The organism is Luteibacter sp. GL_149, from assembly GCF_057834065.1.
Genome location: NZ_CM174395.1, coordinates 1021305 through 1039315 on the forward strand (window position 1 = coordinate 1021305; position 18011 = coordinate 1039315).

An 18011-nucleotide genomic window follows, 5' to 3' on the forward strand; every position below is an offset into this window, starting at 1 on the left:
GGCCCTCGCGCTTTGCTGTGTATTACTCAAACCGAAAGGGACATCCATGTTTGCCTGGACACAGACGATTACCGCCAAGGTACTCGGCGTGGGACTGCTCGCGCTGCTGATGCTTATCCCGCTCGGGCAGATCAACGGTCTCGTCGCGGAGCGCCAGGCGTTGCGCGACGATGCCACCGCGCGCATCGCTCAGGGCTGGGGCGGCGCACAGACCATCGGCGGGCTGGTGCTCGCCATCCCCACGCAGGAACAGGTCGCCGTGGCGGGAACCACGACTACGGCGACACGCATGTCCACCGAAATCGTCCTCGCCGATACGCTGTCCACGACGGCGAACCTGACCGTCGAAAAGCGCAAATACGGCATGTACGAAGCGCCCATCTACGTCGCCGAAGTGCACATTTCCGGGCGAATCCTGCCAGAGGATGTCCGTACCTTCGAAAAGGCCAGCAACGCGACGTGGCTCGGAAACAAAGCCGAACTACGCCTGCTGCTGCGCGATGCTCAGGGGCTGAAGGATGTTTCCGTGACGATCGACGGCAAGCCCCGGCGCTTCGCATCGTCGACGGACAGGATGGGAGAATTCTCGGTGGTTTCGTTGCCCATCGACCTCGCCGCGCAGGGAGATACGCCTGTCAACTTCACCGTGATCGCCCATGTCGCCGGCACCGAATCGCTGCGCGTACTGCCTCTTGCACGCAGCAATACGGTGGACATCAAAGCGCCGTGGCCCGACCCGAGTTTCGCGGGCGCCTTGCTCCCCACCTCGCGCGACGTGCGGTCCGACGGTTTCGCGGCGACGTGGCACATGCTGGATCTGAACCGCGACTACGGCCAGCACTGGGACGCGGGTAACGACAAGGTGGACACGCGACTGGCGGCCTCGGCGTTCGGCGTGGATCTGTACCAGCCCGCCAGCGTGTATCAGCAGAACGAGCGGGCCGGGAAATACGGATTACTCTTCATCGCGCTGACCTTCGTCGCGTTCTTCCTGTTCGAGGTGCTGAAGCGCCTGCGTGTCCATCCGGTGCAATACCTGCTGGTAGGCGGTGCGATGGCCACGTTCTATGTGCTGTTGCTGGCGTTGTCCGAGCAGGTCGGCTTCGGACGGGCCTATCTGTTCGCGGCATCGGCGGTGGTCCTGATCGTCGGCGGCTACGCGGCGGCGGTACTCGATACCTGGCGGGCGGGCGCCATGCTGGGCGGCGTGCTGGCCCTGGTTTACGCGATACTCTACGGCCTGATCGGCGCGGAACAGTACGCGCTGCTCATCGGTGCCATCGTGCTTCTGGCCGTGGTTGCCACGCTGATGTATCTCACGCGTCGTACTGACTGGTATGCCTACGGACTGCCGTCGTCGACCCGCACTACGGAAACGCCATGAACTTCCTCGCCATCGAAACGTCAACGGAAGCGTGCTCGGTCGCCCTCGTCCATGGTGACGAAGTGATCGAACGCAGCGAGATCGCACCGCGCCGTCACGCCGAACTGGTGCTGCCGATGGCCAACGCGCTGCTGGCCGAGGCAGGGTTATCGCGCGAAGCCCTCAACGGCATCGCGGTAGGTCGCGGTCCCGGCGCGTTCACCGGCGTCCGCCTCGGCGTATCGCTGGCGCAGGGCATGGCTATGGCGCTGGACGTGCCCGTGGTCACCGTATCGTCGCTGGAGGCCCTGGCGCTGGAAGCGCCGGAAGACGAAGCCGCCATCCTGGCGGTCATCGATGCACGCATGGGCGAAATCTATGTCGCGTGCTATCGCCGCGACGACAACGGCGGGCTGATCGCTCTGGATACCGAACGTGTGGACACGGCGGCGGCGCTCATCCTGCCGGAAGCGTCGGCGTGGCATGTCGTCGGCACTGGCTGGGCCACCTACGAAGCCGTGCTTCGCGAACGTATCCGCGCGCCTGTTCTGTCGGCCGATGGCGCGCGTTTTCCGCAGGCGCGTCACGTCGCGGAAATTGCCGCACGCCGTTTCCGCGACGGCACGGCCGTATCGCCGGAGTTTGCGTTGCCGGTTTATCTGCGCGACAAGGTCGCGCTCACGCTGGTGGAGCAGGGGCGCGCCTAAGCGCGGCTTAGGACGACGAGCGCTTCGAGCACCGCACAGATGTGTTCGAACGTGCCGTCGTCGATCCACGGGCTGTTCGATACGGTGAGCGTGCGCGCGGCGAAGTCGCGCGCGTTGGCGACATCGTCGTCGCCCTTCATCGCGCCGAGATACGCATAGTCGGGCAGGGCATGGATAAACAGGCGGCCCACGCCGAGACCGGCGTGCCACAGACGGGACAGCGCGGCATCGCGCGTGGCTTCGTCCGGCATGGCGATAAGGAAATAAGGCCAGGTGCCTTCGTCGCCCGGACGGTCGGAGAACACATGCAGTCCCTCGATCGCCTGAAGGCGCGGGAGTCGTCGCATCGCTTGCCGTGCCGTCGTGCGCAGGAAACCGGGCAGCCGGTCGATGGCCGTGGCGCCCACGCGTTCCCGCCACCGGCCCACGCGATGGAACGGAATGTCCGGTCCGAAGTCTTCGCCGGCGGCAGCCACGAGATCGCCGCGACGCAGCGCGCGACGCAATGGATCGCCATAGGCCCAGCGCAGGCCGCGCGGCCGGTACAGTGCGGCGTAGCCCGCCAGTTCGATGCCGCGCCGCAGTTCCCATAACGGACGACGCGGCACGTGCTCGGCGCTGATGCGGGCCAGCCGGGCGCGAAGGTCGGGATCGCTCGCGACGAGCAGGCCGCCCTCGTAGATCGACAGCCCCTTGCCCGCGGCAAGGCTGAAGAAACCGGCGTGGCCGAGCATGCCGATACTCTTGCCGTCGCTACGCGCGCCCAGCGCCTGCGCCGCATCCTCGATCACGAACGCTCCGGCGCGCCGGGCGATGGCAACCGAGGTCGCGACATCGGCGACGCGACCGGCCAGATGCGTGGGCAGCACGGCCAGCGTCGCGTCGCCGCAGGCGGCGTCGAGGCGTTCGCTGTCCATATCGAACTGCCCGGGGGCCAGATCGCACAGCCGGGGAATCAGTCCCGCTTTTCGTACCGCCATCGGAACCAGCGGGCAGGTGTACGCCGGCATGACGACTTCCTGCCGGTTCGGCGCCAGTTCCTTCAGGGCGAGCAGCGATACGATGAGCGACGCTGTGCCGGAGCATTCCAGCTGCGTCGCTGGCACATCCAGCAGCGTCGCCGCGGCGTCGGTCAGGCGTTTGCCGGGGCGCGCACGCAGGTCGCCCATGGCCAATGGCAGGCCGGCTGTCGGGGGGAGTTCGCGGTCAGGGCGATACGACATGCGCGCTGTCCGCGGCGCCGGGTGTGGATTCGGCGACTTCCGTTTCCGAGATGGCGAGGCAGACGATGCCCAGCAGGATGGCGATGGCGCCGATGACCTGGGGCGTCGTCACCGGTTCGGAGAATATCCAGTAGGACAGCACCATCACGCTGATCACTTCGAGATGCGATGCCGCGAACGCGGGACCGATCGGCGCGTGCTTGAGCAGGCTCATCCAGGTGAAGAACGCACCGATGTAGCCGAAGATCGCGCCGTAGATCCAGGGATGCGAGAACACACGCTGTATCCACTCGATCGACATCTCCACGGGCAGCGCATGGTTGCCCGCGAGTTTGAAGCACACGAGATTCAGCGTGTCGAACGCCAGGAGCAGCGCGAAGCCGATGAGGTAAAAACGCTTCATCCGCCGACTCCGACGATGGCGACACCCGCGGCCACCAGAAGAATGCCCGTGACCCGCATCGGCGTCAGCTTTTCGCGGAAGAGCCAGCGTCCGGCGAGCATGATGACCACGATATTGATCGAGCCAAGCAGCACGCCTTCGGACAACGGCACCAGCGACAGGAAGGCGATCCAGACGAGGAATTCGAACACGTAGCAGCCGACGCCGACCCACAGCCACGGCCGCGAGAACATATAGCGCCAGCGCGCCATGCCTTCACCGGCGCGGTCGTCGCTGGCCGCGGCCTTGAAGGCCAGCTGGCCGCCGGTATCGAGCACGACGTTGAGTATCCACAGAATGACGGCAAGCGTACTCATACGACGTGCCCGTGCATTACGCCGCCACGCGCGTCGGGCGTGCGCCGGTGACGATACGCTGGAAGAAATCCGCCGAGCGGTCGATGACCGTGCGCCGTTCGCGGTCGATCGTAATCATGTGATAGCTGTCGCCGAGCAAGAGCATTTCGACCGGACCCGAGACGCGCGATTCGACCAGCTGGGCATTGCCGACACTGGCGACGTCGTCTTCGACCGCATGCGCGATGAGGCACGGAGCCGTCACCGTATGCAACGACTTACGCACGTCCTTCGCCAGCGCATACAGTTCGGCCAGCGAATGCCACGGATTGCCGGGCAGGCCGGCGGCGGCGCTGTCGCCCGAGAACATCGCGGAACTGACCTGCGCGCGCAGGCGCTCATCACGAATGCCGTACGGCGGCTGCTCGATGAAGCTGCGCTTGCGACCGATGCCGAAACGCTTGAACCAGGGCAGCAGGAAGGACAGCTTGCCCGTCCAGGGAATGCTCCAGCCGTCGTAACGGAACGTGGCGCCATAGACGCCGACGCCGTCGACCCACTCGGGACGCCGGGCGGCCAGTCGCAGCGCGAGCAGCGCGCCCATCGACAGACCGGCGACGAACAGGTGGTCGACACGTCCGCGCAACGTTTCGGCCGCGGCTTCGACGCTGGCGTACCAGTCTTCCCAGGTAGTGGCGAGCAGTTCGTCCTCGGTGCCGCAATGTCCTGCGAGCTGCATGCCGACGACCGTGAAACCAGCACGGTTCAGACCCTTGCCCACCAGACGCATTTCAGTCGGAGTGCCGGTAAGCCCATGAATAAGCAATACGCCGGTGCGATCGCCTTCATAGATGAATTCAGCCGAATTGGCCACGTTGGCGCTCCGCGCAGGTCTGGATAGTGCTTGCAGCGTGTCACCAGGCGGTTTCACTAACCTTTCGGCGGCTGTACGCGCCCTGTACCGCGCTTTCCCTGCAGGAGCGCGCTTCCTGTGCGCGAGGCGCGGACGTTCGCGTCGCGCTTCGCAGGAAATCGCGCTCGAGAGCGTTCCTGCACAAGGGCGAACTCGTCATGCGGGGGGCGTTTCTGCCGGCGAGAAGCGAATTTCCACGCGCAGGCCACCCGAGGCCCCGCGAAGGAAAGTCACCTTGGCGTCGTGTTGCTCGGCGATGCTTTCCACGATGGCCAGTCCAAGGCCCGTCCCTTCTTCGCGGACGCCGGGCACACGGAAGAAGCGTTCGCCCAGCCGGGACAGAAACGCATCGTCCACGCCGGGGCCGTCGTCCTCGACGCTGAGCAGCACGGCGTCGTCGATCCTGTGAAGACCGACGGTGATGCTATGGCCGGGTCCGGCGTAGTGGAACGCGTTGTCGATCAGGTTATCCAGCAACTCCTGCAGCATCAGGGCATCGCCCAGAATGGGACTGGTGGCCATATTGCTTTCGTAGCCCAGGTCGATGCGCGAGCCCAGCGCCTGATGCACGCGCAACGAGACGGCCTCGGGAATGATCTGGGCCAGATCGATCGCGCACATGCGGCCCGCTTCGTCCAGGTGTGGCGACTGCGTGCGGGTAAGCGCAAGCAACTGCGCGGACGTGCGCGCGGCGCGGGTCGACAGCCGGTGGATATGCGCCAGTGCATCGGCATGCGCCGTCACGTCGTTGGTGGCGTCCATGCGTTCGACCTGCAACTGGATGCCCGCCAGCGGTGTGCGCAGCTGGTGCGCGGCGTCGGCGATGAAGCGCTCCTGCAACGTCATCATGCCGCGCATGCGGGCGAACAGGTCGTCGATCGTGCGCGTCAGCGGAAGGATCTCGACCGGCACATCGGTCTCGCCGATGGGGCTGAGGTCGTGTCCACGCCGGCCCAGACGCGCGGTCAGCGGTTCGAGTACGCGCAGACCGTAGCTGACGCCGAACCACAGGAGCAGGAAGATCGCCAGGATCAGCAGCGTCTGCAATGGCAGCGTCAGCATCAGGATTTCGCGCGCGCGCTGATGGCGGTCGCGAAGGTTCTCCGCCACGGTAATGGTGAGGATGTCGTTCGACTCGTGCGCATTGGGATTGGGAATGCGCATCACCGCGGCGCGCAGCGGACGGTTGCCGAGCGACGAATTGTAAAGCACGGGCGCGCGGTCGACGGCGACCAGGTGCCCGGGGTTGCCGAGTTCGGCATTGCCGATGAGCCGTCCGCGCGTCGAACTGATCACCGAGTAGTAATTGCGTCCGTCCGGATCGTATTCCAGCAGGAAGCGCGCCTGCGCCGTCAGTTCGCCGTCCAGCGCATCGCTGGTCATCATCTCGGCGAGCGTCAGCGCCGAGTCGGACAGGTCCGCATCGTGCACGCGATTGGAATAGGCGAGGGCGACAAGATAGGCCAGCAGCGAATCGAGCAGCAGCACGATCAGCACGGGCACCAGCAGGAATGTGAGCAAGCGACGTCGAAGGCTGGGTTTTTCGTTCCCGCGTCGTCGCCAGTGTGTAGTCTTCGCGAAACCGGCGTCAGGCATCCTGCGTTTCTTCCAGCAGGTAACCCAGGCCACGAATCGTCCGCACGTTCGTGCCCGACCCATGCAGCTTGCGACGCAGGCGGTGCAGCGCGATATCCAGACCGTTGTCGGTCAGGTCTTCATCCCAGTTGCACAGGGCTTCGACGAGCTGTGCACGGCTGGTGACCTTGTCCGGTCGTGTGGCCAGCGCTTCGACCAGCCCGAACTCGCGCGCCGTCAATTCCAGGGGCGACTGCCCGATCCACGCACGATGACCCGCGATATCCAGACGCAGCTGGCCGATCTGCAATTCCGGCGTGCCCTGGGTCGTGCGTCGACGGAGCAGGGCGCGCACGCGTGCCTCGAACTCCACCAGGGCGAACGGCTTTACCAGGTAATCGTCGGCCCCCAGGTCCAGTACGCGGACGCGTTCGCGCAAGCCTTCGCGCGCCGTCACCACCAGCACGGGAATGCCCGCGCCGCGCCGTCGCAATCGGGCCAGTACATCGCTGCCGTCCAGCGCCGGCAGGCCCAGGTCCAGCACGAGCAGATCGTAGGGGTGGTCGCGCAGCGCGGTATCGGCGCTGGCGCCATCGGTAATGTGATCGACCGCGTGCCCGCTCTGTTCCAGCGACGCACGGACGCCCGCGGCAATGGCGGCGTCGTCTTCGGCTACAAGGATGCGCATCAGGGGGAGCCTGCTGGGGTGCTGGCGCAAGAATACGCCTCGGGGAACCCCGAGGCGACGGCCTGTCGGATTAATCGTTCACGTATATGACGCTAAATCGGCAGCGATTTTCAGGTTAGTCGTGCGGATTCTCGCGGGGACGCCTTGTAGAGTGGCCGTTGCCGGTCGGTTTGGCCGATGGAAGCTTCAAGGACATCAGGGATGACAACGCTCTATCCGCCGCGGCGCATGACGCTCCGCGTGCGTAGCCTTGCGGTCGCGGCAGCGGCTTTATTCGCTTCATCCGCCGCGTCGCAGACGTTGCTGGACCGGCAGGAGCAACGGGATCGTGCGCAACGCGACGCAGAGGCGCGCGCCGATCAGCGCAATGCGCCCGAGGTACGGCTGGAGTCGCGGGACGTCGCCCCTCATCGCATCGACCTGCCGGCGGAGGCGCGGTGTCTGCGTTTTTCGGCTATCCGGCTCGACGGCGCACAAGCGCGGGAGTTCGCCTTCGCCCAGCGTTACCTCGATCGCTATGCCGGCCGCTGCGTCGGGCCGAAGGGCGTGCAGGCGATCCGGGCACGGACAGCCGCCCTGATTGCCAACCGGGGTTATGTCACGACGCGTATCGCTCTGCCCGAACAGGCGGCCGCGCCGGGCGTGCTTCGTCTGGCCGTGCTGCCGGGCACGGTGGGAGACGTTCGCCTTGCCCATGGTTCGCAGGATGAAACATGGCGGACCGCCTTTCCGATCCGCCCCGGCGATCTGCTCAACCTGCGCGACATCGAGCAGGGACTTGAGCAGATCAAGCGCCTGTCGTCGCTGGACGCCAACGTCGATATCGCGCCCGGACAGCTTGCGGGGGAGTCCGACCTCGTTATCGCGATGCGGCGCGGCCGGCCCTGGCATGTCGTCGCCACACTGGACGACACCGGTTCGCGTGCTACCGGGCGCCTGCAGGCGGGGCTGAATCTGGCCCTCGACAATCCGCTGCGGTTGAACGACCTCCTGTCGGTGGGAATCAACCGGACCCTGCCCGCCAGTTCACGGCATGGAACACGCGGTACGCATGCCAGTTACAGCGTTCCCATGGGCCATTGGCTTTTCACGGCGTCCTTATACGACTACGCCTACCACCAGACGGTCACGGGTTACTGGCAGACCTTCGCCACGCGCGGCAAGTCGCGCACGGTCGACCTCGCCGCACAACGCGTCGTCCATCGCGGCAGCCATGGACGATCGGCCGTCGAACTGCGCGTCGGCAAGCGCTGGGCGCACAGCTTCGTCGAAGACACGGAACTGCTCACGCAGCGTCGCCATGTCACGACCCTCGAACTTGCGTTCCTGCAACGTCAGGACCTGGGCAACGCGCGTCTCGATCTGCGTATCGCGCGACGACACGGCGTGTCGTGGTTCGGTGGACAGCGCGATGCGCATGGCCGCGAGTCGAATGCTCCCACGTTCGCCTATCGCCTCAACATCCTCGATGCCTCGCTCACCGTTCCCTTTCGCGTCGGTCGAGTTCCCGCGCAGTGGACCAGCGAGCTGCGTGCGCAACGCAGTGCCGACGCGCTCTACGGTTCGGAATTCATCGCTATTGGCGGCCGCTACACCGTGCGTGGCTTCGACGGGGAGCAGACGCTCGCCGGCGAGCGCGGCTGGTACTGGCGCAACACCTTCACCGTGCCTCTCGGAAGCCTGCCCGCCGCTGTCTACTTCGGTGTGGATAGCGGACATATCGGTGGACCCAGTACGCCGTTCGATACGCCAAAAAGCTTGAGCGGCGGTTTCCTCGGCATGCGCGGAAGCATCGGCCGGTTGGGATGGGATGCGTTCGCCGGCTGGGCCAGACGCGGCAGTCACGCGCTCGACTCGATGCGCCCCGCGACCGGCTTTCAACTTACCTATCAACTCTGAAAACCTGCTCTGAAAAACTTTCCTCGGATTACGGACATCACGGATGAATATGCCTTCATTGCCCGCGCGCCGCACCCCCGCCGCCCGCCTTCTTGCCGTGGCTATCGCGATGGCGCTTACCGCCTCGGTCGGTGCGCAAGTCGCACCGCAGCCGGGTGGCCCCGGGGTCGATCACGCGGCCAACGGTGTTCCGGTGGTCAATATCGTCGTGCCGAGCGCCGCAGGTGTATCGCATAACCGCTACGACTGGTACAACGTCGATCAGCGCGGGCTGGTGCTCAACAACGGCGGCGGGATCGTCGGCACGCAGCTGGCCGGACAGATTCTTGGCAATCCCAACCTTACGCCGGGTCAGGCGGCGCGGATCATCGTCAACGAAGTGATCTCGACGCATCTCAGTCATCTGGGCGGCTATACGGAAGTGGCCGGATCGCGTGCCGACGTGGTGGTTGCCAATCCCAACGGGATCACATGCTCTGGCTGCGGTTTTCTGAATACGGATCGCGCGATCCTGACCACCGGTACGCCGGTGGTCGGTGCAGCGGGCAACCTTGAGTCGTTTCGCGTGCGAGGTGGCAAGGTCACCCTCGATGGCGGAACGATCGACCTCACCACGACCACGTCGTTCGACGTCATCGCGCGCGCCGCGCAGGTGAACGCGAAGGTCTGGGCGAACCGGCTCAACGTCGTGACAGGCGCCAACGAGGTCGATTACGGCAGTCTGAGTGCCAGCACTATCGACAGCGACGGTAGCGCGGCCGGGGTCAGTCTCGACGTGGCGGCGGTCGGTGGCCTGTATGCCAACCATATTCGGCTAGTCGGTACCGAAGCGGGTTTCGGCGTGAACAACGGTGGCGACATCGTTGCGCAGTTCGGCGATGTGGAGATAGCGAACGAGGGCCGGATCGTTCTCGTTGGACGCACGGCGGCGACTGGAAACGTGAGCATTCAGGCGGCGGCTGTCGACAACGCGGGCGCGCTTGCTGCGAATAGCCACGTCACGCTACGCGCGGTGGATCTGATCCATCGAGGCCAGATCAGCGCGGGCGGCGATGTCCGACTTGACGCGCAAACGCTTCGTCTCGGTGGGGCGACCGGGGCGACGGGTGCGGTACACACGAGCGCAGCAAATACGCTGATCGACGGCACGTTGCACGGCCGCGAGCTGCTGCTGTCCGGCGGCGACCTGGCCACGTCAGGTAGCGGTGTGTTGGCGAGTGACGGCGATGTCCATCTGCTCAACACAGGGGCGTTCACGCATGCGGGTCGTCTGGAGGCGAATGGTCGTCTGTCCGCGACGGGGTTGACGTCGTTTGCCAACGGCGTCGGCGCGACGGTGTATACGGGTGGCGACAGCCTCTGGCGGGTGACGAACGGCTTTCGTAACGAGGGCACGCTGGCAGCGGGCGGCCACCTCGATCTGGCAGCGGGCGAGATCGTTTCGACCGGCGTGCTGGGTGCCGGCGTGCGAGCCGACGGTTCGCTGGGGTCCAGCGGCAGCTTGCTCGCGGTGGCACGTGGTGCGCTGACCACGCGCGGGACGAACCTCGCCGCGCAGTCGTTGGCACTGGAAGGTGCATCGCTCGATCTGTCCGGCGCGCGCATGCGGGCGGGCGATGACATCGACCTGATCGCCACGAGCGGCGATCTGTTCCATCGCGGCGCGGACACGGCCACCGCCGGCCTGTTCGCGATCCGTGTCGCCGGTGCCGTCGACAATAGCGATGGCGTACTACAGGGCGGCTTGTTCGACATCGTCGCGCGCGATGTCGTGAACGTGCGCGGCCGTCTGGCGCAGACCGGCCGCGATGGCATGAACATCGCGCTCGCCGGTGTGTTCGACAATCGCGGCGGCACGCTGGCCAGCAATGGCATCGATGCATTCATCGCCGCTCAAGCCTTCGACAACAGTGGCGGAGTCATCGAGCACTCCGGCATCGGCACGCTGGACATCGACGCCGATACATTGATCAATCGCGGCGGGCGCATCGTCGGCAACGGTGCATTCGACGGGCATACGTCGATACGTTTCGACAATGTGGGCGGAACGCTAAGCGTGGCCGGTCTGGCCACCCTCAACGTCGGCACGCTCGACAACCGCGGCGGCACGCTGGTCGCCGACGCGGTGCTGTTGTCCGCCCGCGAGGCGATCCTCAACGACGGCGGCACGCTTCAGGCATCGCACGGCGCGACGGTGGATGCCGTGACGCTGGATAACGGCAGCGGACGGATCGCGCAGCTGGGCGGCGAGGCACTGACGTTGCGTGTCGGCCAGTTGGTCAGTGCGGGATTCATCGGCAGTAACGGCGCACTGGCTCTTCAGGCTGGCGCGCTGACCCATGCCGGCACGTTGTACGGTGCGACGGGCCTGGACGCCAGTAGCTTGGGCGACATCGTCAATCGCGGTGCGATCCAGTCGGGCGGCAACATCGCGCTTACCGCCGGCGGCCATCTGGATAACAACGGCGGCCGTATCGAAGCCGGCACGGACGGCGTCGCGCATACGCTAACCCTTGCGGCCACCTCGCTCGGCAATCGCAGCGGCCGACTCGCCAATACCGGTACCGGCCTGACCCGGATCGAGCTTGCCGGCACGCTGGATAACACGACCGGCACGGTGGGCGGGCAAGGCGACGTCTCGCTGCGTGCAGGCAGTATCGACAATCGCGGCGACGGCAAACTGGTCGCCGAACAGGGGCTCACCCTCGATACCGGCAGTCTCGACAACAGCGGCGGTACCGTCTACGCCGCCGGCTCGCTGCGCTGGATCGCCAGCGGTGCGTCGCTGGCCAACGCCTGGGGCCGCTTCGGTGCGGGTGGCGATCTGGCGTTGACTCTCGCCTGGCTGGATAACGCGAACGGCGAAACCGCCGCCGACGGCAACGTTGCTCTGATTCTGGGCGCGCTGGGGAACGCCGGCCGTATCGTGGCCGGTCGCGACCTGTACCTCGGGCTGCCCGCCGACTACACCCACCTCGCGGGCGTCGCTCTCAAAGCCAACGGCCAGTTCACCCTCGCGCTGGGTGGCCGCTTCCGCAACAGCACCAGCGCGGTACTGGAAAGCGCGGGCGGTCTGACCATCGACGCGGCCAGCATCGACAATGAGGTCGGTGCCCGCATCAGTAGCGCGAACACAACGCTGCGTTCCCGCAGCCATATCAACAATGCAGGCCGAGGGGAGGGCGACACGCTCGCCGTCGAAGGCGTGGTCGTCACCAACACCGGCACGCTGATCGGCGACGTCGTCACGGTACGCGCGTGGGACTTCACCAACGGCGCCGACCTCGGCGACGCGACCGGCAACGATCCGTACACCACCGCGCTGGTCGCCACCGCCGAACACCTGAATCTCTATGTCGGCGGGACGGTACTCAATCGCGACGCGCATCTCTTCAGTCTTGGCGATCTGGTCATCGCCGCGGACGAGAGCGGCGCGCGATCGCAGGCGATTCTCAATCGCTCGGGCACTATCGAGGCCGATGGCTCGATGCGGCTGGCCGCGCATCAGATGACGAACGAGCGGCGGGTATTCGAAACAGGAACGCACTATCTGAGTGCCGAGGAGCAAGCGCTCAACTCGGTCAGTACGCTACTCGTCCGCTATCGTTACGACGATACCGATCCGCTGCACCATCCTCCCTACGTGGATCCCAGTCAGGTTATTGGCCCCGAGGAACTGGTCGCGGCGGCCGCGTATTGCTACGACGCTCAATCGAGCCGACATCGTTGCTGGGGTTACAAGGACTGGATCGGTAGTCCCATTGTTTTTCAGGGCATCTACACCGATACGCTTGTTTCCTACACCTTCCTGTCGCGCACCAGCGCGGAGGGGCGCATCGTTGCCGGTCGCGATATCTCGCTTTCCGGGTCGATACTGAACCACACCTCGACGATCGCGGCGGGCGCCAACCTCATCGTCAACGGGGCTCATGGCGGTCTCGGCCAAGGTTCGCGGACGATCGGCAACGAGACCGTCCGTAACATTGCCTGGGCGCCAACGGGTGTGGTGCGGCACCGGATCGAGCAGCAGGTCGGCTGGTCGGCGCTCACGTTCGAGGGCGGCCGGCACTGGATCAACGATGGCTATCGCATGTACGGCCAGTCCGACGGTACCTCGACGCTCGCGCTCGGTGCGGGGCAACGCCCATGGTGGGTCATACCGGATCCCGGTCCGAGTCTCGCTGCACGCATAAGTGCCGGCGAACTGTTGGCGATCATCGGCAGTGACGTCCGGAACCAGATCGTCGACGAAGAAGGTCGGCCGGTCAGCGGTTCGATTCACCTCGGCGCCAACGCGGTCGCACAGACCGTCGGTGGTCGTGGTCCGGGCAGCGTGGATGTGGTGGGCAGCGGGTTCGACGTCGGCAGCATCGTTCTGCCGCCCGGTTCTCAGACGGTGGGCTTGCTACCTGTCGTTGTCTCCGACAATGGTCTGTTCGCCACGACGCCGGGTGCCGGCCATCGCTACCTCGTCGAATCCGATCCGCGTTTCGCCACACGTGCGGGGCTGTTGGGTAGCGACTATTTGCTAGGCCGGCTAGGCCTTGAAGGCGACCGGTTGCTGAAGCGTCTGGGCGATGCGTTCTACGAACAGCGTCTGATCCTCGACCAGATCGCCTCGCTCACCGGGCAGCGCTATCTCGGCGACTATGGCGATGCGATGGCGCAGTACCGCGCGCTGATGGACTCGGGCGTGGAAACCGCCGAGACCTTCCATCTGGCCGTCGGCGTCGCACTGACCGGCGAACAGATGGCGCGTCTTACGAAAGACATCGTCTGGATGGTCGCACAGGAGGTGAATGGAGAATCCGTGCTGGTGCCCGTCGTGTATCTGGCGACGGACACCGCGAAGCACGTCGCCAGCGGTGCATCGATGTCGGGCAAAACCGTGCAGATGGCCTCCAGCGGCGACCTTGCCAACACCGGCAGCATCCGGGCCAGTCAGAACGCGACGGTGAAGGCGGGTAACCTGCTCAACGCAGGCTCATTGACCGCGGGCGGCGCATTGGGCATCGACACCACGAAGAACATCCTCAATACCGGCAGGATAGAGGGTGGCCACGTCGCGCTGGTGGCGGGCAACGATATCGTGAGCGGCGTAAGCCAGGTGGATCTCGGCGGCATTGCATCGTTCGATGCGAAACGCATGGGTCTGGTTACCGGTGGGGATATTCGCGCCACGGGCCATCTCACTGTGCAGGCAGCGCGTGATGTTGTCCTCGACAGCGCTCCGGTCACCGCAGGCGGTCAGCTTGCGCTCGCTGCCGGTCGCGATCTGACGGCGACCGGCACGTCGATCGGAGCGGGTGGGGATGCGCAGCTTATCGCGGGCCGCGATCTGTCATTGCTTGCGATGGGCAACACACAAAGCGGCCGCAGCGGTAACACCAGCGTCGAAGTCACCACGCACAGCGTCAGCACGATCACCTCTGGCAGCAGCGCGGTGCTTGCTGCCGGACGCGACCTCATCGGGCAGGGCGCCAATATCAGAGCGACTGATGTCGTGGTACTTAGCGCAGGTCGGGACGTCGCGCTAAATGCGGTGACCGATCGTCTGGTCCAATCCGAAGGCACGACACGCGATGGCGCTTTCGTCAGCACGCACAGCATGGATGAAAGTTTGCGAGGCAGTACGATCGACGGCGATGCCGGCGTGGTCGTTGATGCCGACCGCGACATCCGCAGCACCGCTGCCAGTCTCGTCAGTGAGCAAGGCGATATCGCCCTCGCTGCTGGTCGCGATGTGGTGCTCGATGCGGGCGTGGAAACCCACACGTGGGAAGAAACCCGCCGCAAGAAAACCTCCGGCCTGCTTTCTTCAACCACGACGACCACCCGCGATGCGACGGAGGATCGGCTGGCGGTCGGGTCGTTGCTCAGCGGCGACAGCGTCACCGTCGCCGTCGCCGCCGGTCGCGATCTGACGACACGCGGCGCACAGGTCGGTGCGACGCACGATGTCGTGCTGGCGGCAGGCCATAATCTCAGTATCGGTACGGCGACCAGTACGCACAGCGAGACGCACGAAAAGACCGTCAAGACATCCGGCCTGATGGGCGTGGGTGTCGGCGTCATGCTGGGCCAATCGAAGGAAAAGCAGGGCTACGAACAGACCGATAGCACGCCCACCGGTAGCCTGATCGGCAGCACGGACGGTAGCGTCACGCTGACCGCCGGCAACCGCGTGCGCATCACCGGCTCGGATGTGATGAGCAGCACGGCGACAACCATCGTCGGCAAAGACGTGACGATCGATGCGGCCGTGGCGACGAGCGATAGCCGGCAGACCTATAAGAAACAGAGTGCGGGCATCACGGCCGGATTGACCGGAGGCGTGGTCGACGCCGCGATGGCGCTTTATCAGACGGTCGACCGGGGCAGCGAGGTCAGGGATGACCGGGTTAAAGCGCTTTATGCCGTTAAGACCGCCTCGGCCGCGAGCGGTGCGGCGCAGGCTGCCGCGAAAACCGCTGGTGCGGCCAGCGCGAGCGATGCGGGAATATCGCTGCGCATCGGCGTCGGGGCGAGCAGCGCCAGCAGCGAAACAAGGACGCATGACGAACGCGCGGTCGGCAGTCGCATCCAGAGCGGCGGCGACGTTGTGATCGTCGCCACCGGTGGCGACCTCAACGTCATCGGCAGTCACGTTGGCGGAAAGAACGTCGCGCTCGCTGCGGCGAACGACAGCCACCTGCTCAGTCAGAAAGAGCAGCACACCCGCACGAGCACGAACAAAAACGGCGGCGGTGAAATCGGCTATTCGGTCGGTGCACAGACCGGCTGGTACCTGACCGCCTCGGCAGGACGGGGCAACGCCAGCGGCAACGGCCTGACCCACGCCGAAACCACCATCGGCGCGACCGATACGCTCACGTTGCTATCCGGCAACGACACTACCATCAAGGGCGCACAGTTGAGGGGTGATACCGTCATTGGCGCCATCGGCGGCAATCTGCGTATCGAAAGCGAACAAGACACCGACGACTACGCGAACAAACAACAGCAGGCGGGCGGAACATTCGTCGCGGGTGCCGGTAGCCAAGCCAGCATCAATCAGTACAAAGCCGATAGTCACTACACCAGCGTCAACGAGGTCAGCGGCATCGGTGCGGGCAAAGGCGGCTTCGACCTGACGGTCGGCGGCAACACGCACCTGAAGGGGGGCGTGATCGCCAGCGAGGCCGATCTGTCGAAGAACATCCTCGATACCGGCTCGTTGACGTGGGAGAGCCTGAACAACGAGGCGAGCTACAAGACCAGCAATATCAGTATCGGAGGCGGCTATAGCGGCGGAAATGGCGGCAGCTTCGCCCCAGGCGGCGGGGTGCCGCAGAACGATAGCAGTCGCAGCACGACCGACGCGGCGATTGTCAGCGGCACGATCATCATGCGCGATGGCTCGACGAATCTCGCCGGACTGAGTCGCGAGGCGAGTCTGGACAATCAGAAACTTGCGCCGATTTTCGACGAGGCGAAGCTGCGCGAGCGGGCGGAGCTGGGCGCGGCGGTGGGACAGCTGGGCATGATGGCCGTCGGTTCCCTATCTGAAATGATGCAAGTCAAAGCCGCCGCGCAGAACGACGAAGCGAGCGTTGCGAAGTGGGGCGATGGCGGCACGAACAAAATCGTGTTGCATGGTCTGGTTGGCGCGGGTATGGCGGCTTTAGGTGGTGGTAGCGCACTGGATGCTGCCAAGGGTGCGGCCGGTGGCGAAGCGGCGGCGTTGGCGATGAATGAATTCCTGGTCCATCAGGGTATCGACCCGCGTTCCGAAACCGGGAAAGCGCTACTGGACCTCGGCAGCATCGCTGTGGGTAGTGCGCTGGGTGATGGCGCAGGTGGGGCGGCGGCGCTCTATGGTCAACAGTTCAACGAACAACTGCATCCAAAAACGATGGAGGCCATCGATGGAACGGTGCAGGCATTCGCGACGCAGAATGGCATCTCGGTCGAAGAAGCGAAGCAACGTCTTTATCTGGCAGCGATGCGCTTGCAGGACGAACCGCTCGATCTGGCCATTGGCACCGATGCTATCGGTGGTTCAAAGGGCGTGGCGACCGATGATGCCGCGCTAGCGTTCCTGTCGGATCGCTTCGGATCAGGGCAAAACGGGACGGACTTGTTCCGACCGGAAGCACGTAACGATGCGACGCATAACGCCCACGAACTGGCTCAATATCTGAAAGCGCATCCGGATGCCGCGAGTGCTTACTACGCCGCGCAACTGAAGGGGCTGGAAGGGCGCGGTTGGGGACTGACTGAACAGGATCAGGCCGGAAAGCTAGCCGGTTTGGCCACGCAGGACTGGCGCGCGAACTACATGGTGGGTGAGAAGCTGGATGCCGAAGGGCGCAAGCTTCTGGACTTTTATGGGCAGTTGGCATTGTCCGGCGGTGGTGCGGGCTTAGTAGCGGGTGTGCCGTTGCTCGGGGCTGCTCGTGCGGGGACTGTGACGAAGGGCGCAAGCTTGTTGGAATATGCTCTAGCTACGCGCAGTGGAGTGGGTGTGACATCCGCGGCTGTCAATGCGGGGGCTCAGGCCTTGAGTGGAAAGGATGTCCGCTGGACGGGAGTAGCGACTAGTTTCGCCACCGGCTTTCTTGGCGGTGGCGGTACATTTGCCTGGAATGTTGCGGTGAATTCGTTCGGTAGTGCTGGCCAAGTCGCACTAGAGAACAAAGTTTATGAAGAGAACCATAGCCTCTACGTGGGTTTCTTAATCGGGGCCATGAGCAGTAGTACAGCATATGGCAGTGGTGCAATACTTTCCGCCAAATGGGGAAAATATGCGCCAGGTTCAATTTATTCGGTCATTATCGGCAATATGGGTGGATCGGTAGTTCAAGAGTATGTAAATTCAGAACTAAGTCCATTGCAAGAAATGAATAAAGAGTCGAGTAAGTAG

10 protein-coding genes are annotated in these 18011 nt (G+C 64.8%); 4 read left to right on the forward strand and 6 right to left on the reverse strand.

The features are described 5' to 3' along the window. The first annotated feature begins 46 nt into the window (after positions 1 to 46). Both creD and tsaB read left to right on the forward strand, forming a co-directional pair. Positions 47 to 1384 (forward strand): cell envelope integrity protein CreD, encoded by a 1338-nt coding sequence (gene creD, locus AC3IR3_RS04520; protein WP_489195818.1) that lies wholly within the window; start codon positions 47 to 49, stop codon positions 1382 to 1384. Continuing rightward, positions 1381 to 2070 (forward strand): tRNA (adenosine(37)-N6)-threonylcarbamoyltransferase complex dimerization subunit type 1 TsaB, encoded by a 690-nt coding sequence (gene tsaB, locus AC3IR3_RS04525; protein WP_489195819.1) that lies wholly within the window; start codon positions 1381 to 1383, stop codon positions 2068 to 2070. The genes creD and tsaB overlap by 4 nt, the downstream gene beginning before the upstream one ends. On the opposite strand, the gene AC3IR3_RS04530 is transcribed toward tsaB, so the two are convergent. The 6 genes from AC3IR3_RS04530 to AC3IR3_RS04555 all read right to left on the reverse strand — a co-directional run bounded on the left by AC3IR3_RS04530 (position 2067) and on the right by AC3IR3_RS04555 (position 7207). Continuing rightward, positions 2067 to 3293 (reverse strand): DegT/DnrJ/EryC1/StrS family aminotransferase, encoded by a 1227-nt coding sequence (locus tag AC3IR3_RS04530; protein WP_489195820.1) that lies wholly within the window; start codon positions 3291 to 3293, stop codon positions 2067 to 2069. The two genes, tsaB and AC3IR3_RS04530, sit on opposite strands and share 4 nt — an antisense overlap. Beyond that, a complete protein-coding gene (locus AC3IR3_RS04535) occupies positions 3277 to 3696 on the reverse strand; it encodes an EamA family transporter (RefSeq protein ID WP_489195821.1) in 420 nt (139 codons plus the stop codon). Before AC3IR3_RS04535 ends, AC3IR3_RS04530 begins: the two co-directional genes overlap by 17 nt. Beyond that, positions 3693 to 4052, reverse strand: a complete 360-nt coding sequence (locus tag AC3IR3_RS04540) for an EamA family transporter (RefSeq protein WP_489195822.1) — start codon at positions 4050 to 4052, stop codon at positions 3693 to 3695. The genes AC3IR3_RS04535 and AC3IR3_RS04540 overlap by 4 nt, the downstream gene beginning before the upstream one ends. 16 nt (positions 4053 to 4068) lie before the next feature. Next, a complete protein-coding gene (locus tag AC3IR3_RS04545) occupies positions 4069 to 4905 on the reverse strand; it encodes an alpha/beta hydrolase (protein ID WP_132141927.1) in 837 nt (278 codons plus the stop codon). A gap of 195 nt (positions 4906 to 5100) precedes the next feature. After that, positions 5101 to 6540, reverse strand: a complete 1440-nt coding sequence (locus AC3IR3_RS04550) for a sensor histidine kinase (protein WP_489195823.1) — start codon at positions 6538 to 6540, stop codon at positions 5101 to 5103. Continuing rightward, on the reverse strand, positions 6533 to 7207 hold the full coding sequence (locus AC3IR3_RS04555; RefSeq protein ID WP_489195824.1) for a response regulator: 675 nt from the start codon (positions 7205 to 7207) through the stop codon (positions 6533 to 6535). The genes AC3IR3_RS04550 and AC3IR3_RS04555 overlap by 8 nt, the downstream gene beginning before the upstream one ends. Before the next feature lie 201 nt (positions 7208 to 7408). On the opposite strand from AC3IR3_RS04555, the gene AC3IR3_RS04560 reads away from it, so the two are divergent. Further along, positions 7409 to 9106 carry a ShlB/FhaC/HecB family hemolysin secretion/activation protein gene (locus tag AC3IR3_RS04560; RefSeq protein ID WP_489195825.1) on the forward strand — a complete coding sequence of 566 codons (1698 nt, stop codon included), beginning with the start codon at positions 7409 to 7411 and terminating at the stop codon, positions 9104 to 9106. 43 nt (positions 9107 to 9149) lie between these two features. After that, on the forward strand, positions 9150 to 18011 hold the full coding sequence (locus tag AC3IR3_RS04565; RefSeq protein WP_489195826.1) for a hemagglutinin repeat-containing protein: 8862 nt from the start codon (positions 9150 to 9152) through the stop codon (positions 18009 to 18011).

Excerpts from the sequence above, each read along its gene's own strand:
- creD (WP_489195818.1), top strand. The coding sequence starts at position 47 with ATGTTTGCCTGGACACAGACGATTACCGCCAAGGTACTCGGCGTGGGA.
- tsaB (WP_489195819.1), top strand. The coding sequence starts at position 1,381 with ATGAACTTCCTCGCCATCGAAACGTCAACGGAAGCGTGCTCGGTCGCC.
- AC3IR3_RS04530 (WP_489195820.1), bottom strand. The coding sequence starts at position 3,293 with ATGTCGTATCGCCCTGACCGCGAACTCCCCCCGACAGCCGGCCTGCCA.
- AC3IR3_RS04535 (WP_489195821.1), bottom strand. The coding sequence starts at position 3,696 with ATGAAGCGTTTTTACCTCATCGGCTTCGCGCTGCTCCTGGCGTTCGAC.
- AC3IR3_RS04540 (WP_489195822.1), bottom strand. The coding sequence starts at position 4,052 with ATGAGTACGCTTGCCGTCATTCTGTGGATACTCAACGTCGTGCTCGAT.
- AC3IR3_RS04550 (WP_489195823.1), bottom strand. The coding sequence starts at position 6,540 with ATGCCTGACGCCGGTTTCGCGAAGACTACACACTGGCGACGACGCGGG.
- AC3IR3_RS04555 (WP_489195824.1), bottom strand. The coding sequence starts at position 7,207 with ATGCGCATCCTTGTAGCCGAAGACGACGCCGCCATTGCCGCGGGCGTC.
- AC3IR3_RS04560 (WP_489195825.1), top strand. The coding sequence starts at position 7,409 with ATGACAACGCTCTATCCGCCGCGGCGCATGACGCTCCGCGTGCGTAGC.
- AC3IR3_RS04565 (WP_489195826.1), top strand. The coding sequence starts at position 9,150 with ATGAATATGCCTTCATTGCCCGCGCGCCGCACCCCCGCCGCCCGCCTT.